Source organism: Streptomyces sp. YS415 (assembly GCF_023544665.1).
Taxonomy (GTDB): Bacteria; Actinomycetota; Actinomycetes; order Streptomycetales; family Streptomycetaceae; genus Streptomyces.
Window position 1 is genome coordinate 1 of sequence record NZ_JAMJFL010000019.1, and the last position, 21,896, is coordinate 21,896.

Annotated in this window: 21 protein-coding genes and 1 pseudogene; 7 read left to right on the top strand and 15 right to left on the bottom strand. The window is 73.9% G+C overall.

Features of this window, described 5'->3' with window-relative positions; translation table 11 throughout:
* From M8H82_RS23160 to M8H82_RS23200, 9 genes are all read right to left on the bottom strand, one after another.
* Window positions 1–437, bottom strand: a 437-nt coding sequence (locus tag M8H82_RS23160; RefSeq protein WP_250076849.1) for an SRPBCC domain-containing protein, incomplete at its 3' end; no start/stop codon positions are given.
* Window positions 438–521: 84 nt separating this feature from the next.
* Entirely contained in the window at window positions 522–860 is a 339-nt protein-coding gene (locus M8H82_RS23165; protein WP_250076850.1) for a helix-turn-helix domain-containing protein, read from the bottom strand.
* Window positions 857–1,321, bottom strand: coding sequence for an SRPBCC family protein (locus tag M8H82_RS23170; protein ID WP_250076851.1), 465 nt, complete (start codon window positions 1,319–1,321; stop codon window positions 857–859). Before M8H82_RS23170 ends, M8H82_RS23165 begins: the two co-directional genes overlap by 4 nt.
* A 77-nt stretch (window positions 1,322–1,398) precedes the next feature.
* Window positions 1,399–2,511 carry a YihY/virulence factor BrkB family protein gene (locus tag M8H82_RS23175; RefSeq protein ID WP_250076852.1) on the bottom strand — a complete coding sequence of 371 codons (1,113 nt, stop codon included), beginning with the start codon at window positions 2,509–2,511 and terminating at the stop codon, window positions 1,399–1,401.
* Between the two features lie 99 nt (window positions 2,512–2,610).
* Window positions 2,611–3,015 (bottom strand): hypothetical protein, encoded by a 405-nt coding sequence (locus M8H82_RS23180; RefSeq protein WP_250076853.1) that lies wholly within the window; start codon window positions 3,013–3,015, stop codon window positions 2,611–2,613.
* 114 nt (window positions 3,016–3,129) lie between these two features.
* A complete protein-coding gene (locus tag M8H82_RS23185; protein WP_250076854.1) occupies window positions 3,130–3,537 on the bottom strand; it encodes an STAS domain-containing protein in 408 nt (135 codons plus the stop codon).
* Window positions 3,534–4,625: a B12-binding domain-containing protein gene (locus M8H82_RS23190; RefSeq protein ID WP_250076855.1), complete on the bottom strand. Its 1,092-nt coding sequence runs from the start codon at window positions 4,623–4,625 to the stop codon at window positions 3,534–3,536. Before M8H82_RS23190 ends, M8H82_RS23185 begins: the two co-directional genes overlap by 4 nt.
* Window positions 4,622–6,328 (bottom strand): PP2C family protein-serine/threonine phosphatase, encoded by a 1,707-nt coding sequence (locus M8H82_RS23195; RefSeq protein ID WP_374211691.1) that lies wholly within the window; start codon window positions 6,326–6,328, stop codon window positions 4,622–4,624. Before M8H82_RS23195 ends, M8H82_RS23190 begins: the two co-directional genes overlap by 4 nt.
* Before the next feature lie 202 nt (window positions 6,329–6,530).
* Window positions 6,531–6,680 (bottom strand): hypothetical protein, encoded by a 150-nt coding sequence (locus M8H82_RS23200; RefSeq protein WP_250076857.1) that lies wholly within the window; start codon window positions 6,678–6,680, stop codon window positions 6,531–6,533.
* Window positions 6,681–6,889: 209 nt separating this feature from the next.
* Here M8H82_RS23200 and M8H82_RS23205 point away from each other — a divergent pair, with 209 nt between their 5' ends.
* The 3 genes from M8H82_RS23205 to M8H82_RS23215 all read left to right on the top strand — a co-directional run bounded on the left by M8H82_RS23205 (window position 6,890) and on the right by M8H82_RS23215 (window position 9,549).
* Window positions 6,890–8,875, top strand: coding sequence for a hypothetical protein (locus M8H82_RS23205; RefSeq protein WP_250076858.1), 1,986 nt, complete (start codon window positions 6,890–6,892; stop codon window positions 8,873–8,875).
* A gap of 103 nt (window positions 8,876–8,978) precedes the next feature.
* On the top strand, window positions 8,979–9,212 hold the full coding sequence (locus tag M8H82_RS23210; RefSeq protein ID WP_250076859.1) for a DUF2945 domain-containing protein: 234 nt from the start codon (window positions 8,979–8,981) through the stop codon (window positions 9,210–9,212).
* A gap of 7 nt (window positions 9,213–9,219) precedes the next feature.
* On the top strand, window positions 9,220–9,549 hold the full coding sequence (locus M8H82_RS23215) for a DUF3140 domain-containing protein (protein WP_250076860.1): 330 nt from the start codon (window positions 9,220–9,222) through the stop codon (window positions 9,547–9,549).
* A 180-nt stretch (window positions 9,550–9,729) separates the two neighbouring features.
* Here M8H82_RS23215 and M8H82_RS23220 read toward each other — a convergent pair whose 3' ends face one another.
* The 6 genes and pseudogenes from M8H82_RS23220 to M8H82_RS23245 form a co-directional block, all read right to left on the bottom strand.
* Window positions 9,730–10,971 carry an NAD(P)/FAD-dependent oxidoreductase gene (locus tag M8H82_RS23220; protein ID WP_250076861.1) on the bottom strand — a complete coding sequence of 414 codons (1,242 nt, stop codon included), beginning with the start codon at window positions 10,969–10,971 and terminating at the stop codon, window positions 9,730–9,732.
* An 84-nt stretch (window positions 10,972–11,055) separates the two neighbouring features.
* Window positions 11,056–11,941 (bottom strand): annotated as a pseudogene (locus tag M8H82_RS23225) (oxygenase MpaB family protein).
* Between the two features lie 101 nt (window positions 11,942–12,042).
* Window positions 12,043–13,599 (bottom strand): NAD(P)/FAD-dependent oxidoreductase, encoded by a 1,557-nt coding sequence (locus M8H82_RS23230; protein WP_250076862.1) that lies wholly within the window; start codon window positions 13,597–13,599, stop codon window positions 12,043–12,045.
* Window positions 13,596–14,315, bottom strand: coding sequence for a class I SAM-dependent methyltransferase (locus tag M8H82_RS23235; protein ID WP_250076863.1), 720 nt, complete (start codon window positions 14,313–14,315; stop codon window positions 13,596–13,598). Before M8H82_RS23235 ends, M8H82_RS23230 begins: the two co-directional genes overlap by 4 nt.
* Before the next feature lie 124 nt (window positions 14,316–14,439).
* Window positions 14,440–14,976: a DUF4383 domain-containing protein gene (locus M8H82_RS23240; protein WP_250076864.1), complete on the bottom strand. Its 537-nt coding sequence runs from the start codon at window positions 14,974–14,976 to the stop codon at window positions 14,440–14,442.
* A gap of 69 nt (window positions 14,977–15,045) precedes the next feature.
* Window positions 15,046–15,549 carry a MarR family winged helix-turn-helix transcriptional regulator gene (locus tag M8H82_RS23245; RefSeq protein ID WP_250076865.1) on the bottom strand — a complete coding sequence of 168 codons (504 nt, stop codon included), beginning with the start codon at window positions 15,547–15,549 and terminating at the stop codon, window positions 15,046–15,048.
* A 75-nt stretch (window positions 15,550–15,624) separates the two neighbouring features.
* On the opposite strand from M8H82_RS23245, the gene M8H82_RS23250 reads away from it, so the two are divergent.
* From M8H82_RS23250 to M8H82_RS23265, 4 genes are all read left to right on the top strand, one after another.
* Window positions 15,625–17,736, top strand: a complete 2,112-nt coding sequence (locus M8H82_RS23250) for an MMPL family transporter (protein WP_250076866.1) — start codon at window positions 15,625–15,627, stop codon at window positions 17,734–17,736.
* 81 nt (window positions 17,737–17,817) lie between these two features.
* The gene (locus tag M8H82_RS23255; protein WP_250076867.1) at window positions 17,818–18,711 is read left to right on the top strand and encodes an SDR family oxidoreductase; all 894 of its coding nucleotides are present in this window, start codon (window positions 17,818–17,820) and stop codon (window positions 18,709–18,711) included.
* Between the two features lie 121 nt (window positions 18,712–18,832).
* Complete coding sequence (locus M8H82_RS23260) at window positions 18,833–20,404, top strand: SDR family oxidoreductase (RefSeq protein ID WP_250076868.1); 1,572 nt, start codon at window positions 18,833–18,835, stop codon at window positions 20,402–20,404.
* A 29-nt stretch (window positions 20,405–20,433) separates the two neighbouring features.
* Window positions 20,434–21,801 (top strand): deoxyribodipyrimidine photo-lyase, encoded by a 1,368-nt coding sequence (locus M8H82_RS23265; protein WP_250076869.1) that lies wholly within the window; start codon window positions 20,434–20,436, stop codon window positions 21,799–21,801.
* The last annotated feature ends 95 nt before the right edge of the window (window positions 21,802–21,896 follow it).

Here is a 21,896-nt window from a genome sequence, read left to right on the forward strand (position 1 = left end):
TGCCAGTTGCTGATCTGCACGTCATGGGGCGAGGGGTCGCCCTTGCCGGTCTCGACCAGCTTCTTCAGGCTCATGAGGTAGGTCGCCCACTTGGTGGAGCAGTGGTGCATGAACTCCACCTGCTCCTTCCAGCCCTCGTGCCGGAACAGCACGATCGTGAAGTCGTCCTCCTGCTTCAGCTCGAAGCTGACGTGCGTACCGATCCACTCCGGCGGGCCGTCCACGACCTCCCAGACCACGCGCTCGGCCGGTTCGGCCTCCAGGACCTTCATGTCGAACCCGCCGGGCACGAAGCGGAACCGGATCACTCCGCCGACGGCACTGTCGCCCTCCGTGTCCTGCGTCCACCAGCCCGCCAGTCCGTCGATGGTCGTCAGGGCGGTGTAGACCTCGTCGGGTGACGAGGTGACGCCGATCCTGTGCAGGATGTCCACCATGTCGCTGCCTCTTTCCTGGGATGAGCGCCCGCGTCGGGGCGCGGTACCGCCATGCGGTACGGGAAGACTTCGGGAAGCGCGCGGTCACTTCTCCTGGCCGCGCTGGATCGCCTCGGCGATCCGCTTGATGCGCTGCAGCCGGGCGTCCCATGTGGCCCCGACGGCCGACAATTGGGCGACTGCGCGGGCGAGTTGGGCCTCGTCCACCTCGTAGCGGCGCTCGCGTCCGGAGGGCGTGACCTGCACCAGTCCGACCCGGTGCAGTACACCGAGGTGTTTGGCGACCGCCTGCCGCGTCACCGGAAGCCGGCCGCTGAGCGTGGTGGCCGTGCCGCCGCCGTCGGCGAGCAGCACGTCGAGCATGCGTCGCCGGGTGGGGTCGCCCACGGCCGACCAGAGTTCGTCGTCGACGGAGACGGTCACCGCGTCGACACCACCCTCGCGACGTAGCCGACGAGGCGGGGCAGGAAGTGGTCCCAGCCGGTGACGTGCTCGCGGTAGGCCTCTTCGAGTACGGCCGCCTCCCAGCCCCGCTCCCAGAAGCCGGTCTCACTGAAGCGCAGCAGGGTGCCCGCGCCGGAGGGAACCAGTTCGAAGGTCACCAGCAGCGCGTTGCCCGGCGCCGCCGTCGCGCCCTCCTCGTAGACCCACCGGAAGGAGAACCGTCGCGGCGGGTCGGCGTCGACCACCGTGAGGGGTACGACGGTCGCCTCCGGGGTGGTCTTGTCACCGAAGGTGATGGTGCCGGTGGCGCCGGGCACCGGGGCGAGGTCGGCCTCGTCCGGCCACCACTCCCGCAGGTGCTCGGGCCGGCTGACGACCTCGTAGACCACCTCGGGCGTGGCGTCGATATGGATCTCCCGCTCGATGCTGCCGTATTCCATGCCGCTCTCCAGCCATTAGCAACCTTTGGTTGCGTATAACGGTAGAGCGGTACGGCCCAATGCGCAACCGATGGTTGCTAATGGCTCCGGTGCTGGTCGTCCGCCGGGCCCTCCGGGTCGGGGTGTGACGTCTCCTCGAAACGGCGCACGTCCTCCTCGTCCCACTTGCTGGTGTCCCGGGGCTGGGTGTACGGCTCCGCCTCGGGCGGATGTCCGCCCGCGATGGCGCGCTGGCGCACGGTCTCGGCGTCGAACTGCAGGCCGAACAGGATCGCGAGATTGCTGATCCACAGCCACACGAGGAAGACGATGACGCCGGCCATGGTGCCGTACGTCTTGTTGTACGAGGCGAAGTTGGCCACGTAGAACGCGAACCCGCCCGAGGCGGCCAGCCAGATCACCAGGGCCAGGAAGCTGCCGGGGGTGATCCACTTGAAGCCCTTGACCTTGGCGTTCGGGGTCGCCCAGTACAGGATCGCGATCATGATGGTGACCAGCACCACCAGCACGGGCCACTTGGCGATCGACCACACCGTCAGCGCCGAGTCCTCGATCCCGAGCGCCTGTCCGGCCTGGCTGGCCAGACCGCCGGTGAAGACCACGATCAGCGCGCAGGCCACCGCCATCACCATCAGCACCACGGTGACGGCCACGCGCACCGGCAGGACCTTCCACACCGGCCGGCCTTCCGGCATGTCGTAGACGGCGTTCGCGGAGCGGATGAAGGCCGCCACGTACCCGGACGCCGACCACACCGCGAGCCCGAGGCCGATCAGGGCCATCACCGAGCCGGTGCCGGCGTTGTTCTGCAGCTGTTCCACCGCCCGGGTGATGATGTCCCGCGCAGAGCCGGGGGTGAGGTCCTGAAGGTTTGTCAGCACCTTGTCGGTCGCCGACTCACCGGCGATGCCGAGCAGGGACACCAGCACCAGCAGCGCCGGGAACAGGGACAGCACCCCGTAGTAGGTCAGCGCCGCGGCCCGGTCGGTCAGCTCGTCGTCCTTGAACTCCTTGACGGTGCCCTTGAGCACCGCCCACCAGGCCCCTTTCGGCAGCTTCGTGGGCGAGTCCGGCGCCGCCTCCTCGACCTGCTCGTCAGGCCCCGCCTCCTCCGGTGACGGCCGCGCTCGCGCCGAGCGCTCGTCGGAGTCGTGGTGTGCCTTGCGCCCCGGAAGATGCAGCTTCGTCATGACCACCGGGTATCCGCGCAGCGCCCGCTCAAAGCTGAAGGACCGTCATTCTCGGTCGGGACCGCTACTCCGCCCGCAGGAGCCCGCCCGGACGGGTCGTCAGGCCGCCCGGCGCCGGGCGCGCCCGGCGCCTTCCGCCCGCGACAGGGTGCGGGCCGCGCTGACCTGATAGGTGGTCTTCCCCGGATCGGTGACCGGGGCGCCCAGCGTGATGCGGCCCGTCGCGCGCAACTCCTCGCACACCTCCGTCGGCAGGGCGACGTAGCACCCGCCGGTACCGCCGGCGGAGCCGACCGGCCGCCAGTAGCCGTAGCGCAGCCGGCCGCCCGCGTGAGCCGTGACGAACACCGGCGTGCGGGGGTCGGACACAATCCGCAGCACCTCGGCCGCGGGCCCGGCGAGCGGGGCCACGGGCCCTCGCGGGCGGGACCCGGCAGCGGTGCTCGGACGCGGGGCGGCGGGGCCGGCCGCCCGGTCGAGGAGGCTTCTATGCGTGAGCGGCATCGGCAGGGTCCTTCCAGACACGGGAAACGGACACCGATCGCCCCGTCCGGGCCCGGTGTTGATCTTGCTGCGCCGCATTCTTGCCCACGGCACTGACAATGCGGTTCCACCTCCTCACGGCGCGCTCACGGCGTCCGGCTCGTCGGCCTCCCAGCCGTCGGCCGGGCGCCGCGCGGTGGGGGGCTCGGTGAGGTAGGCGGTGGTGCCGGTGAGGTCGAGCAGGCGGGTGAGCTGTGCGGAGCGGTTGTCCAGGTGCAGGGTGGTCCGCGCCCGCTGCGTTCGCCGCCGGAGCATGAGGAGCGAGGACAAGCCCACGGAGTCGATCAGGGTCAGGTCCGTGCAGTCCAGGTGGAGGTCCGAGGGACTCGTGCCGTGTTCCTGGACGTAACTGTCGAGGGCGTCCGACAGCAGGGCGAGAAACGTGCCCCCGGTGTCGTAGTCGAGCTCGCCCCCGACCGCCGCGACGAGCACGCCGGGAGCGACGGTGCGGGTGACCACCCGGAGGGCCGGATACGTGCTCATGCGGCCACCTCCGTTCCGGGTGCGGCCGTGGCGGGCGGGGCGTCCAGGGCCGCGCCCGCGTCCCGCAGGAAGCGCTGGGCGCGCGGGAAGTCGTGCAGCTCCGTGGCCAGCACCGCCAGACCCAGCCCCAGCGAGGCCACGGGGACCCGGCGCACGGTGAGGATGTGGGCGGTCCAGGTGACGAACCGCAGGAAGATGTCGCCGTCGTCGAAGTAGAGGGCGGTGGCCAGGAAGTCGAGGATGTGGCTGATGTCCTCGGCGGTGCGGTCGTACTGGTCCGGGGTGTACTGCCGCATCGCCGGATACCGCTCCTCCAGGTCGTGCAGCGCCTGCTTCACCAGGGCGGACCGGTTGCGGAGGATGAGGGTGTACTCCTGGTCGGCGAGGTGCGGCAGATCGTCGACCTGGTGCCGGTCGGCGGAGGCGTACGGCATCTGCAGCCCGGCCTCCAGGAGGTCGGCGGCCCCTCTGGCGTCCTTCGCCCAGGCATCGGCTCGCAGGACGCGGGCCTGACGGCCGTCGGGGCCGAAGGCGGCGCCGCCGACGACGACCGGAACGCCGATCGACTGACACGCCGTCAGGGCCGCGTGGGCCTTGGGCAGATGCGTGGGGATCGACACGGACAGCAGCACCGCCTCGGGGCGGGTGGCGTGCAGGTGGGTGATGAGGTGGGGGGTCGGCACATGGGCGCCGAGGAAGTCCACCCAGTGGCCGCGCCAGCGCAGGGTCTCCGCCACGAGGCGGGCCGGCAGGGCGTGCCACTCCCCGTCCACGCACGCCACGGTCACCCGGGGCCGGTCGCCGGAGGGGCGGGGCAGGCGCTGCGCCAGGGCCGCCACCGCCCGGTCGTTGATGGCGGTGACGGCGTGCTCATCGGCCACGGTGATCCGGTCGGCCGCCCATTCCTCGCCCACCTTGCGCTGCACCGCGGCGATGACGTCGAGGAGAAGGGACTCCGGGCACCACCCCTCCTGCGCGGCCGAGTCCACCACGTCGATCGCCGCGGCCTCGTCGGCGTCCAGCGCGGCCGTCCACAGCCGTTCCCGCAGCGCCAGGATCTCGTGATCCGCCGGTACGGCACTTCTCATGCGTCGTTCTCCCTGTTCGCGCCTTCCGTGGCGGCGGTACGGCCGGGGCGTCCGCCGACGAGCTGGAGGCGGCCCCGGCTGCCCGTCGGGTTGGTGAGGGCGAGGGTGGCCATGTCGTCGTGGTTGCGCCCGCCGAGCCACTGGTCCGCCAGCATGTGCACGCGTTCGACCAGTGCCTCGGGGGGCATCCGCGCGCAGTCGCGGAGCGCGGCGCGCAGCCGGCGCTCGCCGTACATCTCGTCGCCGAGCGGGCCGCCGCGGGCCTCGGTGATGCCGTCGGTGTACAGCAGGCAGCTCTCGCCGGGCGCCAGGACGACCCGTGCGGTGCTCGCCTGTACGTCGGGCATGGCGCCGATCAGCTGCCCGCGGGTCTGCGCCTCCTCCACCTGCCCGTCCCGCCGCACGATCAGCGGCGGGAGGTGGCCGGCGCTGGTCAGCCTGAGGTGCACCAGCCCGGCGCGGAAGCGGGCGGAGGCCAGCGTCAGGGTGGCGAAGCGGGCGCTGTGGGAGTTCAGCAGCGCGCCGTTCAACAGGCCGAGGACCTGCTGGTGGTCGCCGGAGAGCGGCAGCAGCGCCTGCAGGATGCTGCGGATCTTGCCGGTGAGCACCGCGGCCTCCAGCCCCTTGCCCGCCACGTCGCCCAGGACCACGAACGACTCCTGCGAGGGGTCGGCGCCGGGATGCACGTCGTAGAAGTCGCCGCCGACCCGTTCGTGATCGCGGGCGGCCCGGTAGCGGCCGGCGTATCCCACGCCGTGCACCTGGCGCAGGGTGGGCGGCAGCAGGTCCCGCATCAGGGCGCCGGTGATGGCGGCCTGCTCGGTGTAGAGGCGGGCCGCGGACAGCGCGGCTCCGGCCCGCGAGGAGAACAGGCGGGCGAAGACCTCCTCGCCCTCGTCGAAGGCTCGGTGGCTGCCGGAGCGGAGCAGGACGAGGGCGCCCGCCGGGATGCCGTGCCCGGGCAGCGGGGTGACGATCACGGAGCCGATGGGGCCGGCGAAGCCCGGCGGGACGGCCCAGTCGGGGATGCTGTCGGGGCTGATCCAGCGGGCGGGCACCGGCGGGAAGCCCTGCAGCGCCTCGGTCAGCCCCGGCACCGCCTCCGGGTCGATCTCCCGCTTGGTCTGGCTGAGGGGCCCGCCCTTCTCCGCGTAGGTGAGCGGATGGCGGCGGCCCTGCGCGGGAGCGACCACCACGGCGGCGTCCGCGAGGTGTTCGGCGGCGAGCCGCGCGGTCACCTCCAGACAGCGGTCGAGGTTGAGCGACGAGAGCAGGGCGCTGGAGGCCGCCGCCAGGATCGAGGCCCGTTCCCGCGCGCTGTCCAGGGCCCGCTCGGTGAGCCGTAGATCGGTGTCCTCCAGCAGCCACCACACCACCTCGCCGCCGGGGCGGGGCGTGGGGTGGGCGCGGAAGGCGCGGTCGGCGATCGTGCCCGCCGCCGGGGCCGGCTCGCCGGTGCCGGCGTCCCCCGGCGTCAGGCCGCGGTGCGCGTCGAGGAGCCAGTGCGGCGCGGTCCGTCCGGCGCCGCCGCCCGGGGCCGGGTCGGGCAGGAGGGTGCGGGCGGCGGCGTTGAGATCGACGACGCCGCCGTCGCGGTCCATCACCAGGATGGGACAGGGGGCACCGCGCCACGACGCGCCGACGCCGCAGTCGCCGCGCGCGGGGGCGGAGGATTCGGAGGCGGGAGAAGGAGTCACAGGCAGGGGAGCGCCGCGTGTGCGCCCGACCCCCTTCCTGCTGCTGGACAACATGGTCGTTTCACCGTCTCCCGATCGGCGCGCCCCCGGCACGTGCCCTTGGCACCGCGTGGACCGGCGGACAGGGGTGAGGGCCGCGATGCGCCCACCGAACGCGAGAGCATCCCGGCCCCTGATACAGCGTCAGAACTCCGGCACGGTCTGCCGGTCAGTGCCGCCGCCCCCGCAACTTGCCGAGCAGGCGTTGCGCCTGTGCCCGGCGGCGCGGGTCGGCCGAGGCGCGGCGAACCTGCTCCGCGGTACGGCGTCCCTGCGGGCTGCGACTGAACTGCTTGATCTTGTCCAACATGCCTGGCATGTCTGCCTCCTGACTTCGGTGGACGACAATGCCGGTACGGCAAAGCCTTTGTCCGCAACCGGTTACCCCGCTTCGGCCGGGTCATCCCTGTCTTCCTCGCCCCGGCATCCGGCGCCGCGGATCCGGGGCGCCGAGGTGACGGCTTCGAAGATCACTCGTTTGCCCTAGGAGCGAATCTTTCCGCCCTCACCCGGAAGAGCGAAGCGATCATGCCCCTGCGTCGGCCCACGGTCCCCGGCAGCGAACCGCGCGTACTCGACGTGGAGCTCGCCGAGGCCGCGCTCATGAAGCACTACGCCCGGTTGGTCCGACTGGCCTACGTCACTCTCCCGCGCGACCTGGGGCGCCACCGGCGGGTCCTCACCGCGCACGGTGTCGTGCAGCGGGCACTCCCCCGCCGCCGGCCGGCCGTCCCCGGCCTGCGCCGGGCGAGGGAGGCTCAGCAGACCGCCCCGGCCGAGTACACCGCCCTGCGCACGCGTGTGCTGCGGGACGCCATGGCCCAGGAGTCATGGTCCGCACGGCTGTCCCGGGCCCGCTCGATGCTGCCCGCGGTGTGGGGGCTGCGGGTCTTCCCGCAGCCCGGCGGCGCCGAGGAGATGGCGCTGGACCGGGCTCTCGCCCAGGCCGACTGGCCCGTGCGGGCGGCCGTCGCGCTGCTGGTGCTGGACGAGGAGTCCGCCGAGGGCGCGGGCGGTGTCCTGCGGGCGGTGGGCGTGGCCGAGCCGGAAGGCGCCGTCCTGGCGGCGCGGCGGCTCGTCGAGCAGGGGCACCCCTCCTCGCCGGAGGCCCATCCCGCCGCCGAGCAGCCGCCGGACCCGGGCACCGGCGTGCCGGTCAGCGCCCTGCTCGCCCCGGAGTTCGATCCCTGCCTGCTGCACGCGCGGCCGACCGACCTGCTCCGCCGCCGGCACCGGGTGCGTTCCGCGGCGACCGCCGTCCTGCTGGCCGGGTGCGCCGTGGTCACCGCGCTCGCTCTCCCGGACGGCACGACCGACCGGGTCGGCAGCGGGCGGCACGGTCCGGCGTCGGCGGCCGGCGCCGAGGCGGTGCGCCGCACACCCCCCGACGCCTGGGCCGACACGGCCCGCGTCGACTTCACCGCCTGGCCCGCCCGGGGCGCGCGGACCGACGACCGGGACCTGCTGGAGCGGGCTCTGCGGGCCTGGTCGGCCCCGGACCGGCGGGTGCGGCGGTCGGCGGAGCCGGGAGCGGCGTCCTCGGGGACGGGCCGGCCGCCGCGTCTGCTGTTCGCCGGTGACGTCGACGACCGCGCGGTGGTCCTCCTGCACGACGACCTCACCACCGTGCGCTACAGCGAACCGCTGTCCGGCGACGGATCGCCGGAGCTGGTCTCGGCCCTCACCGAGGGCGCCGACGTGACGACCGCGGCCGCGATCGTCGTCTCCCGCTCGGCGGACTCGGTACGGCTGCTGCTGGCGCCGTGGATCGCCGAGGCGGGCACCCGCGACCTGCTCGCGCCCGACACCGGGGTCCGCGCCCTGGACAGTTCCGGCAGCGGCGTCACCGGTCCTGTTCCCGTGCCGTCGGCCGGCGGCGACTGCCGGACCTGGCCGGTGGTGCGGCTGCGGTCCTCCCCGCGCATCGTGGAAGACCACGCGTTCCTGCTCACCGACCTCGGCGGCCTGTCGCCCGCGCACCTGACCTACATGCCCCCGCCGGAGCGCGGAGTGCGGCCGCGTCCGCCCCGGGAGGCCACCGGCCCGGATGCCCTGGAGGGCTGGGCGCGCGCCGCGTGCCGCCTGGACGGGCTGCGGGGCAAGGGGGTGCGGGCGGTGAACCACTGGGTGTTCGCCCAGCAGGAACTGCCCGAGCGGGCCGGGCGGGCCACGTGGGTGTGTGCCCGGGCGGACACCTGGCGGGGCCGGGGACGCGTGGAGTACCTCTTCCTCGGCCCGGGCAGCGGCGCCGCGCGGTCGGCCGGTGTCCGTGCGAACACCGCCGAGTGCAGCCGGTTCGGGCAGGACGTCGTGGCCGGCATCGACTGGCGGGCCCCCTCCGGGGCGTCGTACCTCCTCGCCGCCGGAAGCAGGTCGCTCACCCGTGTGGAGGCGGCGTCCCCGGTCCGCGCGGCGGCCGACGGACGCTTCCTCGCCGTCCGCGCCCCCAAGGGCGCCGACGCGCAGGTCAGCGGACGGCTCTCGGGTGGGGCGGAGGTGGACGGCCCCCGGTGAGCTGCGGGTGCGGACCGTCCGCCCGCGCCACAAGGTGGGAAGCGGAAACCGCGGCACTGCCCCGGACCCGCCGGACGGGCCGCGACCAGGAGAGGCTCACGACATGGCCAAGGACAGCAGCCGGGAGCAGAACCTGCGCAAGGGCGACAAGGTCGCCTGGAGCAGCCACGGCAGCGAGACGACCGGCAAGGTCGAGAAGAAGATCACCGAGCGGACCGAGGCCGCCGGCCGCACCGTCGACGCCTCGTCGGAGGAGCCGCAGTACGAAGTGCGCAGCGACAAGTCCGGGCGTTCCGCCGTCCACAAGCCGTCCGCCCTCAAGAAGCGCAAGAAGTGAGCCGCGGATGGACGAGGAACAGCGTCAGACGTGGGAAGAGTTCCGCGAGCTGGTCACCATGAAGCCGGCGGAACTGGAGAAGTGGCTGGAGACGGAGGAGTCCCGCGGCGCCGGGCAGAGCAAGGACGGCGGTGAGTCGACCGGGCACGCCTCGGGCCGCCGCATCCTCACCATCCTGCGCACCTCCAAGGGCGACCTGTCGGACGAGGACTACGGGCACATGCGCAAGGTCGTCGGCTACATCCGCCGCCACCTGGCCCAGCGCCCCTCCGGCGACGTACGCGACACGCGGTGGCGCCACTCGCTCATGAACTGGGGCCACGATCCGCTTGCCTGACGGGTGTGGGACCGGGGCGACAGTCGTTCGCCCCTGTCGCGAAACGGGCTCTCGCCCCGGCTCGGGGGGTCTCGGGGCGAGAGCCCTGTCCCTCCCGCGTATGTCACTTCCGCAGGGAAGCCGCCCGCGGATGCAGGCCCCGAAGAAAATGAGTGCCGGGCGCGCGATCTGCGGCACCGGTCAGCGGCGAAGGTCGCGCAGTACCTCGCGGGCGGCCCGCGCCCCCGAGGCCATCGCGCCCTGGACCGAACCGGTCGCCCGGTGGTCGCCGCACACATAGCGGCCCGCGCCCACTCGGGTGGTCCGGCTGAGGGGCTGCGGCGGCGCCATGGCGGGCAGCGCGTCCTCGACCGTACGGACCGTCAGGAGCTGCCAGTCGTCCGTACCCGTCCCGTACGCCTCGCCGAGGGCCTCGCGCACCTGGCTCTCCCGGCCCTCGACGTCGTGGCCCAGTACCGAGGTGGCGATCAGCGCATGGCCCGCCGGGGCGTACTCGGGCACGACCTCGCTGAGGACACAGGTGTTGAGGAAACGGCGCCGGGTGTCCACGAGCAGCGTCGGCTCGCCCAGCGGGGACCGCGGGGCGACATGGAAGTACGTCGTCACGACCCGGTAGGCGGGGAGGTCGACGTCGGGCAGCAGCGAGGCGACCGCTCCGGGTCCGGTCGCCACCACCACGGCCCGCGCCGGAAGCTCACGGCCCCCCGCCGTCAGCACGCCCGCGCCGGTCAGCTGCTCCACGGGCGTCTCCAGCCGCACGGTGCCGGTGGGCAGGGCGCCGGCCAGGGCGCGCGGGACGGCTCCGACGCCGTGCGCGGGCAGGCACAGCGTGCCGCGCAGCATGCTCCGCCACACCAGGTGGAAGACCCGGCCGGAGGTGACCAGTTCGTCCTCCAGGAACACCCCCGACAGGAACGGCCGGAAGAACCGCTCCACCAGGTCGTCGGAGATCCCGGCCTGCGCGAGCGCCGTGCGGGTGGTGGTGTCCGCCGTCCGCTTCAGGCGGCGCGCCGGAAGCAGCATGTCGCGGGCGGAGAGCACCCCGAGGGCAGCCAGGTCGCGCGGCCCGGCCAGTCGCCCCGGCAGCAGATCCGGCAGTGTGCGCGGGCGCCGGGTGGGATCGCTGAAGCGCAGCCTGCCCGCCGGGCCGTGCACGAGCGCGCCCGGGGTGAAGGGCCGCAGTCCGAGATCCTTCAGCACCAGCCGGCGCCGGACCTGGGGGTAGGAGGTGTTGAACACCTGGAACCCGCGGTCCACCACGAACCCTTCGACCCGGTCGGAGCGCATGCGTCCGCCGACCTCGTCCGAGGCTTCCAGCAGCCGGACGCCGACCCCGGCCTCCAGCAGGTCGCGGGCGCAGGCGAGCCCGGCGACACCGGCCCCGACCACCACCACGTCCGTCGCCTTCTCTGCGGCGCCCACATGACCACCTCTCCCGCGTCGACCCCCTGGCACTTCGCCGTGTTCCCCGCCCCGGGATGCACCAACGCGGCCCGGTGGGACCGGTCAGCCGTCGTCCGTGCGCGCCTGTCGGCGGGAGGGGGCCATCGCCCAGCGGATCCCCCCCGGTCAGGGCGGTGCCGAGCGGGCGCACGCACAGGTTTTCGGCGACCGGGACGCGGGGCAGCCGGAGCGCTCGGGAGGCCCAACCGGGCAGCAGGGTCACGGCGTTGGCGGCCAGCACCGCGTACGGCAGGCGGGCGGGCCAGGGGATCGGCGGCCGCAGCAGCAGGTAGCGCGCCGTGTCCCGCGCCTCGGGCGTGGCACGCAGTTCGGCGCGGTAGGCGGCCAGCCGCCGCTCGAGCCCGGCACGGTCGGTCGGCGGATCGGGGACGCCGAGCGCGGTGGCGATGCGGGCCATGTCCGCGACGTATCCGTCGCAGCCCGCGTCGTCCAGCGGGCGGGCGCCGTACCGCTGGTGGGCGCGCAGGAAGCAGTCGACCTCGGCGATGTGCACCCAGCACAGCAGGTGCGGGTCGGAGGCGTGGTAGGGCCGGCCGTCGGAGGCCGTGCCGCGCACGCTCTCGTGCACCGCCCGCACCCGGTCGCAGGCCTCCTGGGCGCTGTCGGCGGGGCCGTACGTCGTGACGGCCAGGAAAGTGCTCGTGCGCTGCAGCCGCCCCCAGGGATCGCCCCGGAACCCCGAGTGCCCGGAGACGGCGGCCATGGCCAGCGGGTGCAGCGACTGGAGGAGCAGCGCGGCCAGTCCCCCGGTGAACATCGAGGCGTCCCCGTGCACGCGGCGCACGGGCCGGTCGGGGCCGAACCAGCGCGGTCCGGGCGTGCCGTGGATGTGCGCGCGGTTGGCCGGTCCCTCGGGTCCGGCCACCCGGGAGAAGATCGCCTCGCCGGTACGGTCGCGTATGCGGCCGAGGTCGGTCGGCAGCCTCATGGTCTCGGTGCCTCCTTCCCCCGGCGCCGCGAGGACGCCCACGGGGTACGGGTATCCCTTTCCGGGCCGGTCACCCCGCGAGCGGGCCGCGATCTCGCCGGTCAGCGCGCCGCCAGGCCGGCCAGTCCGCGCAGCACGGCGCCCCGACCGCGGTCGGGCACCGTCCACAGCGTCTGCCCCCGCACCCCCCACCGCTCCAGCAGTGCGTTGGCGGCCAGGAAGCCGGTCGTCGCCGCGCGCTCCATCAACGCCACGGGCAGGTCGGTCCGCACCAGGTCCCCGGCCACCACGAGGGCGGGGTCGGGGGTGCGGACGGTGGGGCGGTCGGCGTAGCCGCCCACGGGGAACAGCGGACAGTCAGCGCGCCACTCGTGGCGGGCGTCGACGACGGTGGCGGTGTGGGATTCCGGGCAGATCCGGTGCAGCTGCTCCACGAGCCGCTTCTGCTCGATCTCGCGGTCGGCGTCCGGCGGCAGGGCGTAGGCGTGGAGTTCCACGACGGAGCCTCCGGTGCGGGAGGACCAGCGCGCCGCCTCGTCCTCCCAGCGGTCCAGCACGCTGATGTTGTCCAGCGTGCCGAATCCGCTGGTGCCCAGGAAGCCCGGCCGGTCGTGGGCGAGGGGCCGGTCCAGCCAGAGCCTGCTGACCAGGAAGGGCGGGGCGGTGCGCAGACGTGCGACGCGCTCGCGCCAGGGCTCGTCGGCCAGGTGCGGCGAACGGGCGGCCAGGGAGCGCAGGCCGGAGGCGTCCAGGGCGAGCACGACACCGTCGTACCACCGCTCCTGGCCGCCGGCGACGACCTCGAAGCCGCCTCCCCGCGCGGGCTCGACGTGCTCGACCGGCGTGGCGGTGCGCACCTCGGTGCCGTGTTGCCGCAGGTACCGGGTGAGCGGATCCCACAGGGCCGCGGGGAAGGGATCGCGGGGAACGTCGAAGAGCAGGCCCTCGGAGGAGCCGAGGAAGTAGATGTGGAACATCAGCGCCATCTCGGCGGCCGACAGCTGCCGGGGGTCGGCGAAGAAGCTCCGGGAGAACACCTCGAACGCCAGATGGCGGGCGTCCTGCGGGAAGCGGACGGCGTCCAGGAAGTCGTGCGCGCTGACGGCGTCGAGGCGGTCGTAGATGTCGGGCACGCGCACGTCGAGCAGGGGCAGCGCGGCGACCGGGTCCATGGCGCGCAGGTCCTTCAGCCGGAAGGAGCGGCTGAGGGCGGCGAAGCCGAGCGCGCTCCACGGCGGGGTGCGCGGCACGTGCCGGAAGCTGTCGCGCAGCCCGCCTGCGTGCAGGAGCGGATAGTCGGGCAGGCCGGTCAGCCGGGACAGGGCGGGGTCGGTACGGCGCAGCAGCCCGCGCAGGTTGTAGTACTGGCGGAAGAACGCGTGGAAGCCGCGGCTCATCGTCACCGTGCTGCCGTCCCGCAGCCGGGTGAACCAGCCGCCGACCCGGCCGCCGAGGTAGGGCTCGCGTTCGTACAGGGTGACGGCCACGCCTCGTTCGGCCAGCGCGGTCGCGGCCGCCAGCCCCGCGATGCCGCCGCCGATCACGGCGACGGTGGGCCGGCCCTCGGCCTGCCGGGCTCCCGGGGGCGCGACCAGGACCCGGGCACGGCGGTCCCTGCCGCGGCGGGCGGCGGGCGGGCGGTCCGTGGCGCCGCTCATCGGCCCGTCTCCCCTCGTGCGGCCACGAAGGTGTGGGTGATGCCCGTCTGCCAGCCGGGCAGGGGCAGGGCGCGGACCCGCTCGAAGCCGGCCGCGCCGATCCGCGCGGCGAACCGGTCGGCGGTGTCGAAGTCCACGACGCTGCGCCACAGGTGCCGGTACAGCGGCCCGTCGCCGAGCGCGGTCGCCGCGGGCTGGACGATGCCCCGGCACACCAGCGTCCACACGGCCCGGTCGGCGCGGCGCCCGCTGAGGGAGTACTCGTGCACGCCGAGGCGCCCGCCTGGCGGCAACAGGTCGTGGACCGTGGCGAGTACCGCATCGGGGTCGGCGACGTTGCGGAAGAGGTAGGCGGCGAACACCGCGTCGAACGGCCCCTTCACCCCCGCCTCGGCCAGGCCCTCGGCCGGTGCGTGCACCAGGGTCACGCCGTCCGCCCAGGGCTTGGCGGCGGCGCGGGCCAGCATGCCGGAGGAGGCGTCCACGGCCGTGATGTCGGCGGCGGGCAGGACGGAGCGCAGGGCGGCCGTGGAGGCACCGGTCCCGCAGCCCAGGTCCAGCAGGCGCAGTCCTTCTCCGCGTCCGGGCAGCCCGAGCCGGCGCACGGAGCGCCGGAGGTGCGCGTGGTAACCGGGGTTGGCGGCGACCAGCGCGTCGTAACTGCGGGACGCGTGGTCGAAGGCGACGGCGAGGTCTTCGTCGCGCAGCAGGGTCATACGGACTCCAGGGGCCCCAAGGGCCCGGTCGGTCGGCAGGGGCGGGCCGGCCGGCGCGGCCGGGGTGCGCACGCGCACCTGCCCCTGCTTCCGGTCCCGGGGCCCCGGCGGATGCGGCCGGCCGTCACCGATTCGTCCACGGCTCCGGCCGTGCGATCTCGCGAGCCGCGCTCCTGGTCGCGACCTCGGGCAGCGCCGGCGCCCGGTCGTGCCTGCGCTGCCGGTAGGGGTTGTCGGGCGGGAGCTTGCTGGAGACCCGGCCGTACATGCCGAAGGTGGCGATGACCAGGCCCATGACGAAGCTGAAGACCACGTTGGTCATCCCGAAGTCCAGGAAGTTGGCGGGCCGGTCCAGGACGAAGAGGTGGGCGAAGCCGCTCAGGACGAACAGCGCGCCCACCGTCATGTTGAGGGTCGAGGCGAAGTTGCCGCCGATCACCGCTCCGACGAGCAGCGCCAGGCCCACGACGGTGGAGATGACGCTGAGCGTGAGGTTGGTGGTCATCCCGGCGATCTCGTCGCCCTCCGTGTCGAACGGGCTGAGGGCGTCGGCGAAACCGAGGGCCCCGAAGGTGAGCAGAACGAGGCCGCACAGGCCGGCGCCGTAGCGGTAGACCGTCGCCAGGTGGTGGTCGACCGGAAGTTCATCCCGTAGCTTCATGCCCGCATTTCAACGGGTACGGGTGGAATGGATGCGGTTTCACACCCTTCCTGGTGGACCCCTCCCCGATCACCCCTGGTCGGCATCCCGGCGCAGCAGGACGAGTTCCCGGTTCAGCTCCGCCAGGAAGCGGACGACCACCGCCAGTTCGTCCGGGGTGAAGCGGCCGCGCGCCGTGTCGGTGCTGCGGGCCAGCGGCCGGAAGTAGTCCCGGGCCAGGTTCCTGCCCCCGGCCGCGTAGTGCAGGTGCACCACACGGCGGTCGTCGACGGCACGGACGCGCCGGACGTGGCCCGCCCGCTCCAGCCGGTCCACGCACGCGGTCATCGCGCCGGAGGTGAGGTTGAGCTGCCGGCGCAGCCGGCCCGGGGTCATCGGCCCGTCGTCGGGGTCGGCGTCCAGGATCGCGATCAGCGCCTGGACGTCGGTGAGATGCAGCCCGTGGGCCTGGGCGAACTCCTGGGCGATGCGGTTGAACTCGCCGTTCATCCGGCGCAGCAGAACCGCGAAGGACTGCAACCCTGTCGGGTCGTCCGCGGGAAGAGACGGCGAGGGCAGGCCGGGAGCGCTCATACCCCCAGCATAAAGTAACTTGATCGTTGAGATACTTTGTCGTCGACACATTCCGTCTACTGCTTTGGGACGCTCATGAACATCGCACCGCGCCGGGCCCGGTGGCTGGTACCCCTGGTCCTGCTGCTCGTCTGGCTGGGCGTCGGCGGCACGCTCGGCCCGTACGCGGGCAAGCTGGGCGAGGTGGCCACGAACGACCAGGCCGCGTTCCTGCCGCGGAGCGCCGAGTCCACCCAGGTCCTCGAAGCCCGGGAGGCGTTCGACCAGTCCGAGACCCTGCCCGCCATCGTGGTCTGGACGGCGGGCGGCGAACGGGTCGGCCAGGAGCAGCAGAAGGCCGCCACCCGGGCGGTGAGCGCCCTCGCCGGGCAGCCCGGCCTCGTGGGCAGGCCGTCACCCGCGATCCGCTCCGAGGACGGCCTGGCGTTGCAGGCCGTCGTCCAGCTGGAGCCCGACCTGGGCGAGGAACTGCCCACCGCCCTGGACCGGATACGTCAGGCGGCGAAGGGCGTGCCGGGGACCTCGGCGCAGATCGCCGGACCGGCGGCGAGCCAGGCCGACCTGTCGGACGCGTTCGCCGGCATCGACGGCCTGCTGCTGGGCGTGGCGCTCGGCGCCGTGCTGCTGATCCTGCTGCTCGTCTACCGCAGCGTCCTGCTGCCCTTCCTGATCATCCTCGGCTCCGTGTTCGCCCTGGGGCTCGCCTGTGCCGTCGTCTACGCGCTGGCGCAGCGGGACGTGGTCCGGGTCGACGGCCAGGTGCAGGGCATCCTGTCGATCCTGGTGATCGGCGCCGCCACCGACTACGCCCTGCTGCTGGCCGCGCGCTTCCGCGAGGAACTCGCCACGAGCGGGGACCGGGCCTCGGCCGCGGTGGCCGCCGTGCGCCGCTCCTTCGGCGCGATCACCGCCAGCGCGGCCACCGTCGCGCTCGGGCTGCTCGCCCTGCTCGCCAGCGACCTCACGAACAACCGTGCGCTCGGACCGGTCGGCGCCATCGGCATCCTGTGCGCCGTCCTGTCCACGCTCACCTTCCTGCCCGCCGTGCTGGCCCTGCTGGGCCGGGCCGCGTACTGGCCGTCCCGGCCCAAGCCGTCCGAGATGTCGGCGCAGGGCAGCGGAGTGTGGCGGCGGATCGCCCGGACGGTGGACAGCCGGCCCCGGCGGACCTGGGTGGTGACCGCGGTCGTGCTGGCCGGCTTCGCCTGCTTCTCGCCCGCCCTGTCCTCCAAGGGCGTCCCCCTGGACAAGATCTTCGTGAACGACGCGCCGTCGGTCGCCGCCCAGGCCACGCTCGGCGAGCACTTCCCCGGCGGGTCCGGCAACCCCGCCGTCATCATCGCCGACGCCGACCGCGCGGATGCGGTGACCGCCGCCGCGAGCAGGACCGAGGGCGTGGCGTCGGCCGCTGCCGTCTCCGCATCGGGGCGGCCCGGCGGGGGTGAACCGCTCGTCGTCGACGGCCGGGTGCGCATCGACGCCACCCTGGAGGCCGCGGCGGACAGCGACGCGGCCAAGGAGACGATCGAGCGGCTGCGCACGGACGTGCACGCCGTCTCCGCCGCCGACGCGCTGGTCGGCGGCTACACGGCACAGCAGTACGACACCCAGCAGACCGCCGCCCGGGACCGCACGGTCATCGTGCCCGTGGTGCTGGCCATCATCCTGCTGATCCTGACGCTGCTGCTGCGCTCCCTGCTCGTACCCCTCCTGCTGGTCGCGACGGTCGCCCTCAACTTCCTTGCCACCCTCGGAGTTTCGGCGCTCGTCTTCGAGCACCTCCTCGGCTTCAGCGGCACGGACGCCTCGGTGCCGCTGTACGGCTTCGTGTTCCTGGTGGCGCTCGGCGTGGACTACAACATCTTCCTCATGTCCCGGGTCCGGGAGGAGGCGCTCGTCCACGGCAGCAGGCAGGGCGTGCTGCGCGGGCTCACCACGACCGGCGGCGTGATCACCTCCGCCGGAGTGGTGCTCGCCGCGACCTTCGCGGCCCTGATGGTCATCCCCTTGGCGTTCCTGGTGCAGATCGCGTTCATCGTCGCCTTCGGGGTGCTGCTGGACACCCTCGTGGTGCGCTCGCTGCTGGTGCCCGCCCTGGTGATCGACATCGGGCCCAGGGCGTGGTGGCCGAGCGCGCTCGCCCGCCCCCGCACCGGGGAGAAGTCCCAGGCCACACCAGCGGAGTAGCGGCACGGCCGCCGACATGCCGACGGCCCGGTCCGCGTCTAGCGTGGGCCGGGCCCTGTGCCGCGGCCAGAAGGAACTCCGATGCCGGTTGCCCGCAGTCCCCTGTACGCCCGTACCGCCGTCGTGACCGGAGCGGCGCGCGGTCTCGGCGCGGGACTGGCCCGGGACCTGTCCCGCCGGGGCGCCCGGGTCGCCCTGCTCGGCCGCGAGGAGCGGACGCTGGCCGAGGTCAGCGACACCCTCCCGGGCGAGTCCGCGTGCTGGGAGGTCGACGTCACCGACGCGGACGGCATGTTCCGCGCCGCCGCCGACATCCGCGCACGGTTCGGACCCCCCTCGATCGTGGTCGCCAACGCGGGAGTGGCCGAGGGCGGTCCGTTCGCCGAGGCCGACCTCGCGGTCTGGCGCCGGGTGATCGAGGTCAACCTCGTCGGCAGCGCCGTCACCGCCCGCACCTTCCTGGCGGACCTGTTCGCCACCCACGGCTACTTCCTCCAGGTCGCCTCTCTGGCATCCATGGGCACCTCGCCGATGATGAGCGCCTACTGCGCCTCCAAGGCCGGGGTGGAGTCCTTCGCCCACGCCCTGCGCGCGGAGGTTGCCCACCAGCACGTCGGCGTGGGGATCGCCTACATCAACTGGACCGACACCGACATGGTCCGCGACGCCGACGAGCACGCCGTACTGCGGGAACTGCGCCGCCACATGCCGGCACCGGCGCGCAAGGTCTACCCCGTCGCGCAGGTGGCGGACCGGCTCGTCACGGCCGTGGAACGCCGCCGTCCGTCCGTCTACGTGCCCGGATGGCTGCGCGCGATGCAACTGGTGCGCGGGGCGATGCCGCCGGTCGTCACGATGCTGTCGCGCCGCGAACTGCCCCGCCTGGCCGCCGCCGAGCCGTTCACCGCGACGGGGCTGCTCGGCGCCGGCGGTCGCGCCGACCAGGCGGCCGGACCGGCCGCCCCCATCCCGTGACCGGGCGGTCCGGCCCCGGTCGCGCATCCGCCGGCGGCACTTCGCGCGAAGTGTTCGTGGACGAGCGGACCCGCAGGAATCGGGCGAACCGCCCGCCGCGCCACACCCTGGAGGAACGGCCATGAGCACGGACGGACAGCGCGGCACACAGCGGCTGCACTGCCTGGTGACCGGGGCGACCGGCTACATCGGCGGACGGCTGGTGCCGGAACTGCTGGACGCCGGTCACCGGGTGCGATGCCTGGCCCGCTCCCCCGGCAAACTCCGCGACCACCCCTGGGCGGGCTACGTCGAGACGGTCCAGGGCGATGTCACCGACGCGGAGTCGGTCGCCGCCGGGATGCGCGGCATCGACGTCGCCTACTACCTGGTGCACGCCCTGGGCAGCGGTACGGGTTTCGAGGACACCGACCGCCGGGCGGCCCGGATCTTCGCCGAGCAGGCGCATGCCGCCGGTGTACGGCGGATCGTCTACCTCGGCGGGCTCACACCCGAGGGCGTCCCCGAGCGGTCGCTCTCGCCGCACCTGCGGTCCCGGGCCGAGGTGGGACGCATCTTCCTCGACGCGCCGGTGCCCGCCGCGGTGCTGCGGGCCGCGGTCGTCATCGGGTCCGGGTCGGCCTCCTTCGAGATGCTGCGCTACCTCACCGAGCGCCTGCCCGTCATGGTCACCCCCAGCTGGGTCCACACCCGCACCCAGCCCATCGGCGTCCGCGACGTCCTGCGCTACCTCGTCGGCTGCGCCACGCTGCCGGGCGACGTGGACCGGGCGTTCGACATCGGCGGGCCCGACGTCCTCACCTACCGGGAGATGATGCGCCGTTACGCCGCCGTCGCCGGACTGCGGCCGCGGGTCATCGTGCCCGTGCCCGTGCTGACCCCCCGGCTGTCGAGCCACTGGGTCGGCCTGGTCACCCCGGTTCCCGCTTCCATCGCCCGGCCGCTGACCGAGTCGCTGCGGCACGAGGTCGTCTGCCGCGAACACGACATCGCCCGGTACGTGCCGGACCTGCCGGGCCGGCCGCTGCCCTTCGACGAGGCCCTGTCCCTGGCGCTGCGCCGGGTCCGGGAGGCGCAGGTCGTCACCCGCTGGTCCTCCGCCGCCGTCCCCGGAGCACCGAGCGACCCGCTGCCCACCGACCCGGACTGGGCCGGCGGCAGCCTCTACCAGGACGAACGGCAGCTGAGCGTCGACGCTCCGCGCGATGCGCTGTGGAAGGTGATCGAGGGCATCGGCGGTGACAACGGCTGGTACTCCTTCCCGCTCGCCTGGGCCGTCCGCGGCTGGCTGGACCGGTTCGTCGGCGGGGTCGGCCTGCGCCGCGGCCGGCGGGACGCGGAACGCCTGCGGGTCGGCGACTCGCTGGACTTCTGGCGGGTCGAGGAGATCGAACCCGGCCGGCTGCTGCGGCTGCGCGCGGAGATGCGGCTGCCGGGGCTGGCCTGGCTGGAGATGTACGCGGAGACGGACGCCGACGGCGGCACCCGCTACCGGCAGCGCGCGTTCTTCCACCCGCGCGGACTGCTCGGCCACGCCTATTGGTGGTCCGTCTCGCCCTTCCACGCGGTCGTCTTCGGCGGCATGGCCCGCAACATCACGCAGGCCGCCGCCAAGGGCATGAGCGCGCGCGGGCCCTCGGCGCACTCCCCCCGCATCCGGCTGCCGCGCCGTGACCGAAGAGTGCGGCAGTAGGGGCCTCAGTACACCGTCAGGAGTGTCACATGACCGTCGCGGTCGTCCTGTTCACCTCGGATCTGCGTCTGCACGACCATCCGCCGCTGCGCGCCGCCCTGAAGGCGGCGGACGAGGTGGTGCCGTTGTTCGTCCGCGACCCCGCGATCCACGCGACCGGCTTCGACGCTCCCAACCGCGCGGCCTTCCTCGCCGACTGCCTGGCCGACCTCGACGGCTCGCTGCGCCGGTGCGGCGGACGGCTCGTCGTGCGCTCGGGCCCGGTCGTCCGTGAGGTCCTCGCGGTCGCCGGCGAGTGCGGGGCGAGCGAGGTGCACCTGGCGGCCGGCGTCACGGGCTACGCCCATCGGCGCGAGGAGCGGCTGCGGGACGCCCTGCACGGCCAGGGGATGCGGTTGCGCGTGCACGACGCCGTGGTCACGGCCGTCGCCCCCGGCGCGCTGACCCCGGCCGGCACCGACCACTACGCCGTCTTCACCCCGTACTTCCGGCGCTGGTCGCAGGAGCATCTGCGGGAGGTCCTCGCCGCGCCCCGCACGGTACGCGTGCCCGGCGCGGCGCGCGGCGAGCCGCTGCCCGGCAGGGACGGGCTGTCCGGCCTCTCCCCCGGCCTTGCCGTCGGGGGCGAGCTGCGCGGCCGGGACAGCTACTCCCGGTGGGCCGCGGGGGACCTGGCCGAGTACGAGGACCGGCACGACGACCTGGCGGGCGACGCGACCTCCCGGCTCTCCCCGTACCTGCACTTCGGTGCCCTCTCGCCGGTCGAACTCGTCCAGCGGGCCCGGGCGCGCGGCGGACCGGGCGCGGCGGCCTTCATCCGGCAGCTGTGCTGGCGCGACTTCCACTACCAGGTCCTCGCCGCCCGGCCCGACGCGTCCGCCCAGGACTACCGCACCCGGCACGACCGGTGGCGCACCGAGGACGAGGCGGCCGAGGACATCGCCGCGTGGCGGGACGGCCGTACCGGCTATCCGGTCGTCGACGCCGCCATGCGCCAGCTGCGCCACGAGGGCTGGATGCACAACCGGGCACGCCTGCTGACGGCGAGCTTCCTCACCAAGACCCTGTACGTCGACTGGCGGATCGGCGCCCGCCACTTCCTGGACCTGCTGGTGGACGGCGATCTCGTCAACAACCAGCTCAACTGGCAGTGGGTCGCCGGCACCGGCACCGACACCCGCCCCCACCGCGTCCTCAACCCGGTCGTCCAGGGCAAGCGCTTCGACCCGCAGGGGGCGTACGTGCGGCGCTGGGTGCCGGAACTGGAGCACGTCGAAGGCAGCCGCGCCCATGAGCCGTGGCAGCTGCCCGAGGAGGAGCGGGTCGACTATCCCAAGCCGCTGATCGACCTCGGTGACGGGCTCGCGCGCTTCAAGAGGGCACGTGGCCGCGGCTGATGAAGGGACGCCCTGGCGCACGTCGGCACAGCCCTCGCCGCCGGCCGTTGATCGCTGCATCCGACCCGGAGCCCTCGACGGAAGCACTGGTGTCC

Coding starts and splice junctions, on each gene's coding strand:
- M8H82_RS23245 (WP_250076865.1), bottom strand. CDS start 15,549: ATGAGCGCTCCCGGCCTGCCCTCGCCGTCTCTTCCCGCGGACGACCCG.
- M8H82_RS23210 (WP_250076859.1), top strand. CDS start 8,979: ATGGCCAAGGACAGCAGCCGGGAGCAGAACCTGCGCAAGGGCGACAAG.
- M8H82_RS23200 (WP_250076857.1), bottom strand. CDS start 6,680: ATGCCAGGCATGTTGGACAAGATCAAGCAGTTCAGTCGCAGCCCGCAG.
- M8H82_RS23240 (WP_250076864.1), bottom strand. CDS start 14,976: ATGAAGCTACGGGATGAACTTCCGGTCGACCACCACCTGGCGACGGTC.
- M8H82_RS23235 (WP_250076863.1), bottom strand. CDS start 14,315: ATGACCCTGCTGCGCGACGAAGACCTCGCCGTCGCCTTCGACCACGCG.
- M8H82_RS23205 (WP_250076858.1), top strand. CDS start 6,890: ATGCCCCTGCGTCGGCCCACGGTCCCCGGCAGCGAACCGCGCGTACTC.
- M8H82_RS23185 (WP_250076854.1), bottom strand. CDS start 3,537: ATGAGCACGTATCCGGCCCTCCGGGTGGTCACCCGCACCGTCGCTCCC.
- M8H82_RS23190 (WP_250076855.1), bottom strand. CDS start 4,625: ATGAGAAGTGCCGTACCGGCGGATCACGAGATCCTGGCGCTGCGGGAA.
- M8H82_RS23250 (WP_250076866.1), top strand. CDS start 15,625: ATGAACATCGCACCGCGCCGGGCCCGGTGGCTGGTACCCCTGGTCCTG.
- M8H82_RS23175 (WP_250076852.1), bottom strand. CDS start 2,511: ATGACGAAGCTGCATCTTCCGGGGCGCAAGGCACACCACGACTCCGAC.
- M8H82_RS23170 (WP_250076851.1), bottom strand. CDS start 1,321: ATGGAATACGGCAGCATCGAGCGGGAGATCCATATCGACGCCACGCCC.
- M8H82_RS23260 (WP_250076868.1), top strand. CDS start 18,833: ATGAGCACGGACGGACAGCGCGGCACACAGCGGCTGCACTGCCTGGTG.
- M8H82_RS23230 (WP_250076862.1), bottom strand. CDS start 13,599: ATGAGCGGCGCCACGGACCGCCCGCCCGCCGCCCGCCGCGGCAGGGAC.
- M8H82_RS23215 (WP_250076860.1), top strand. CDS start 9,220: ATGGACGAGGAACAGCGTCAGACGTGGGAAGAGTTCCGCGAGCTGGTC.
- M8H82_RS23255 (WP_250076867.1), top strand. CDS start 17,818: ATGCCGGTTGCCCGCAGTCCCCTGTACGCCCGTACCGCCGTCGTGACC.
- M8H82_RS23265 (WP_250076869.1), top strand. CDS start 20,434: ATGACCGTCGCGGTCGTCCTGTTCACCTCGGATCTGCGTCTGCACGAC.
- M8H82_RS23180 (WP_250076853.1), bottom strand. CDS start 3,015: ATGCCGCTCACGCATAGAAGCCTCCTCGACCGGGCGGCCGGCCCCGCC.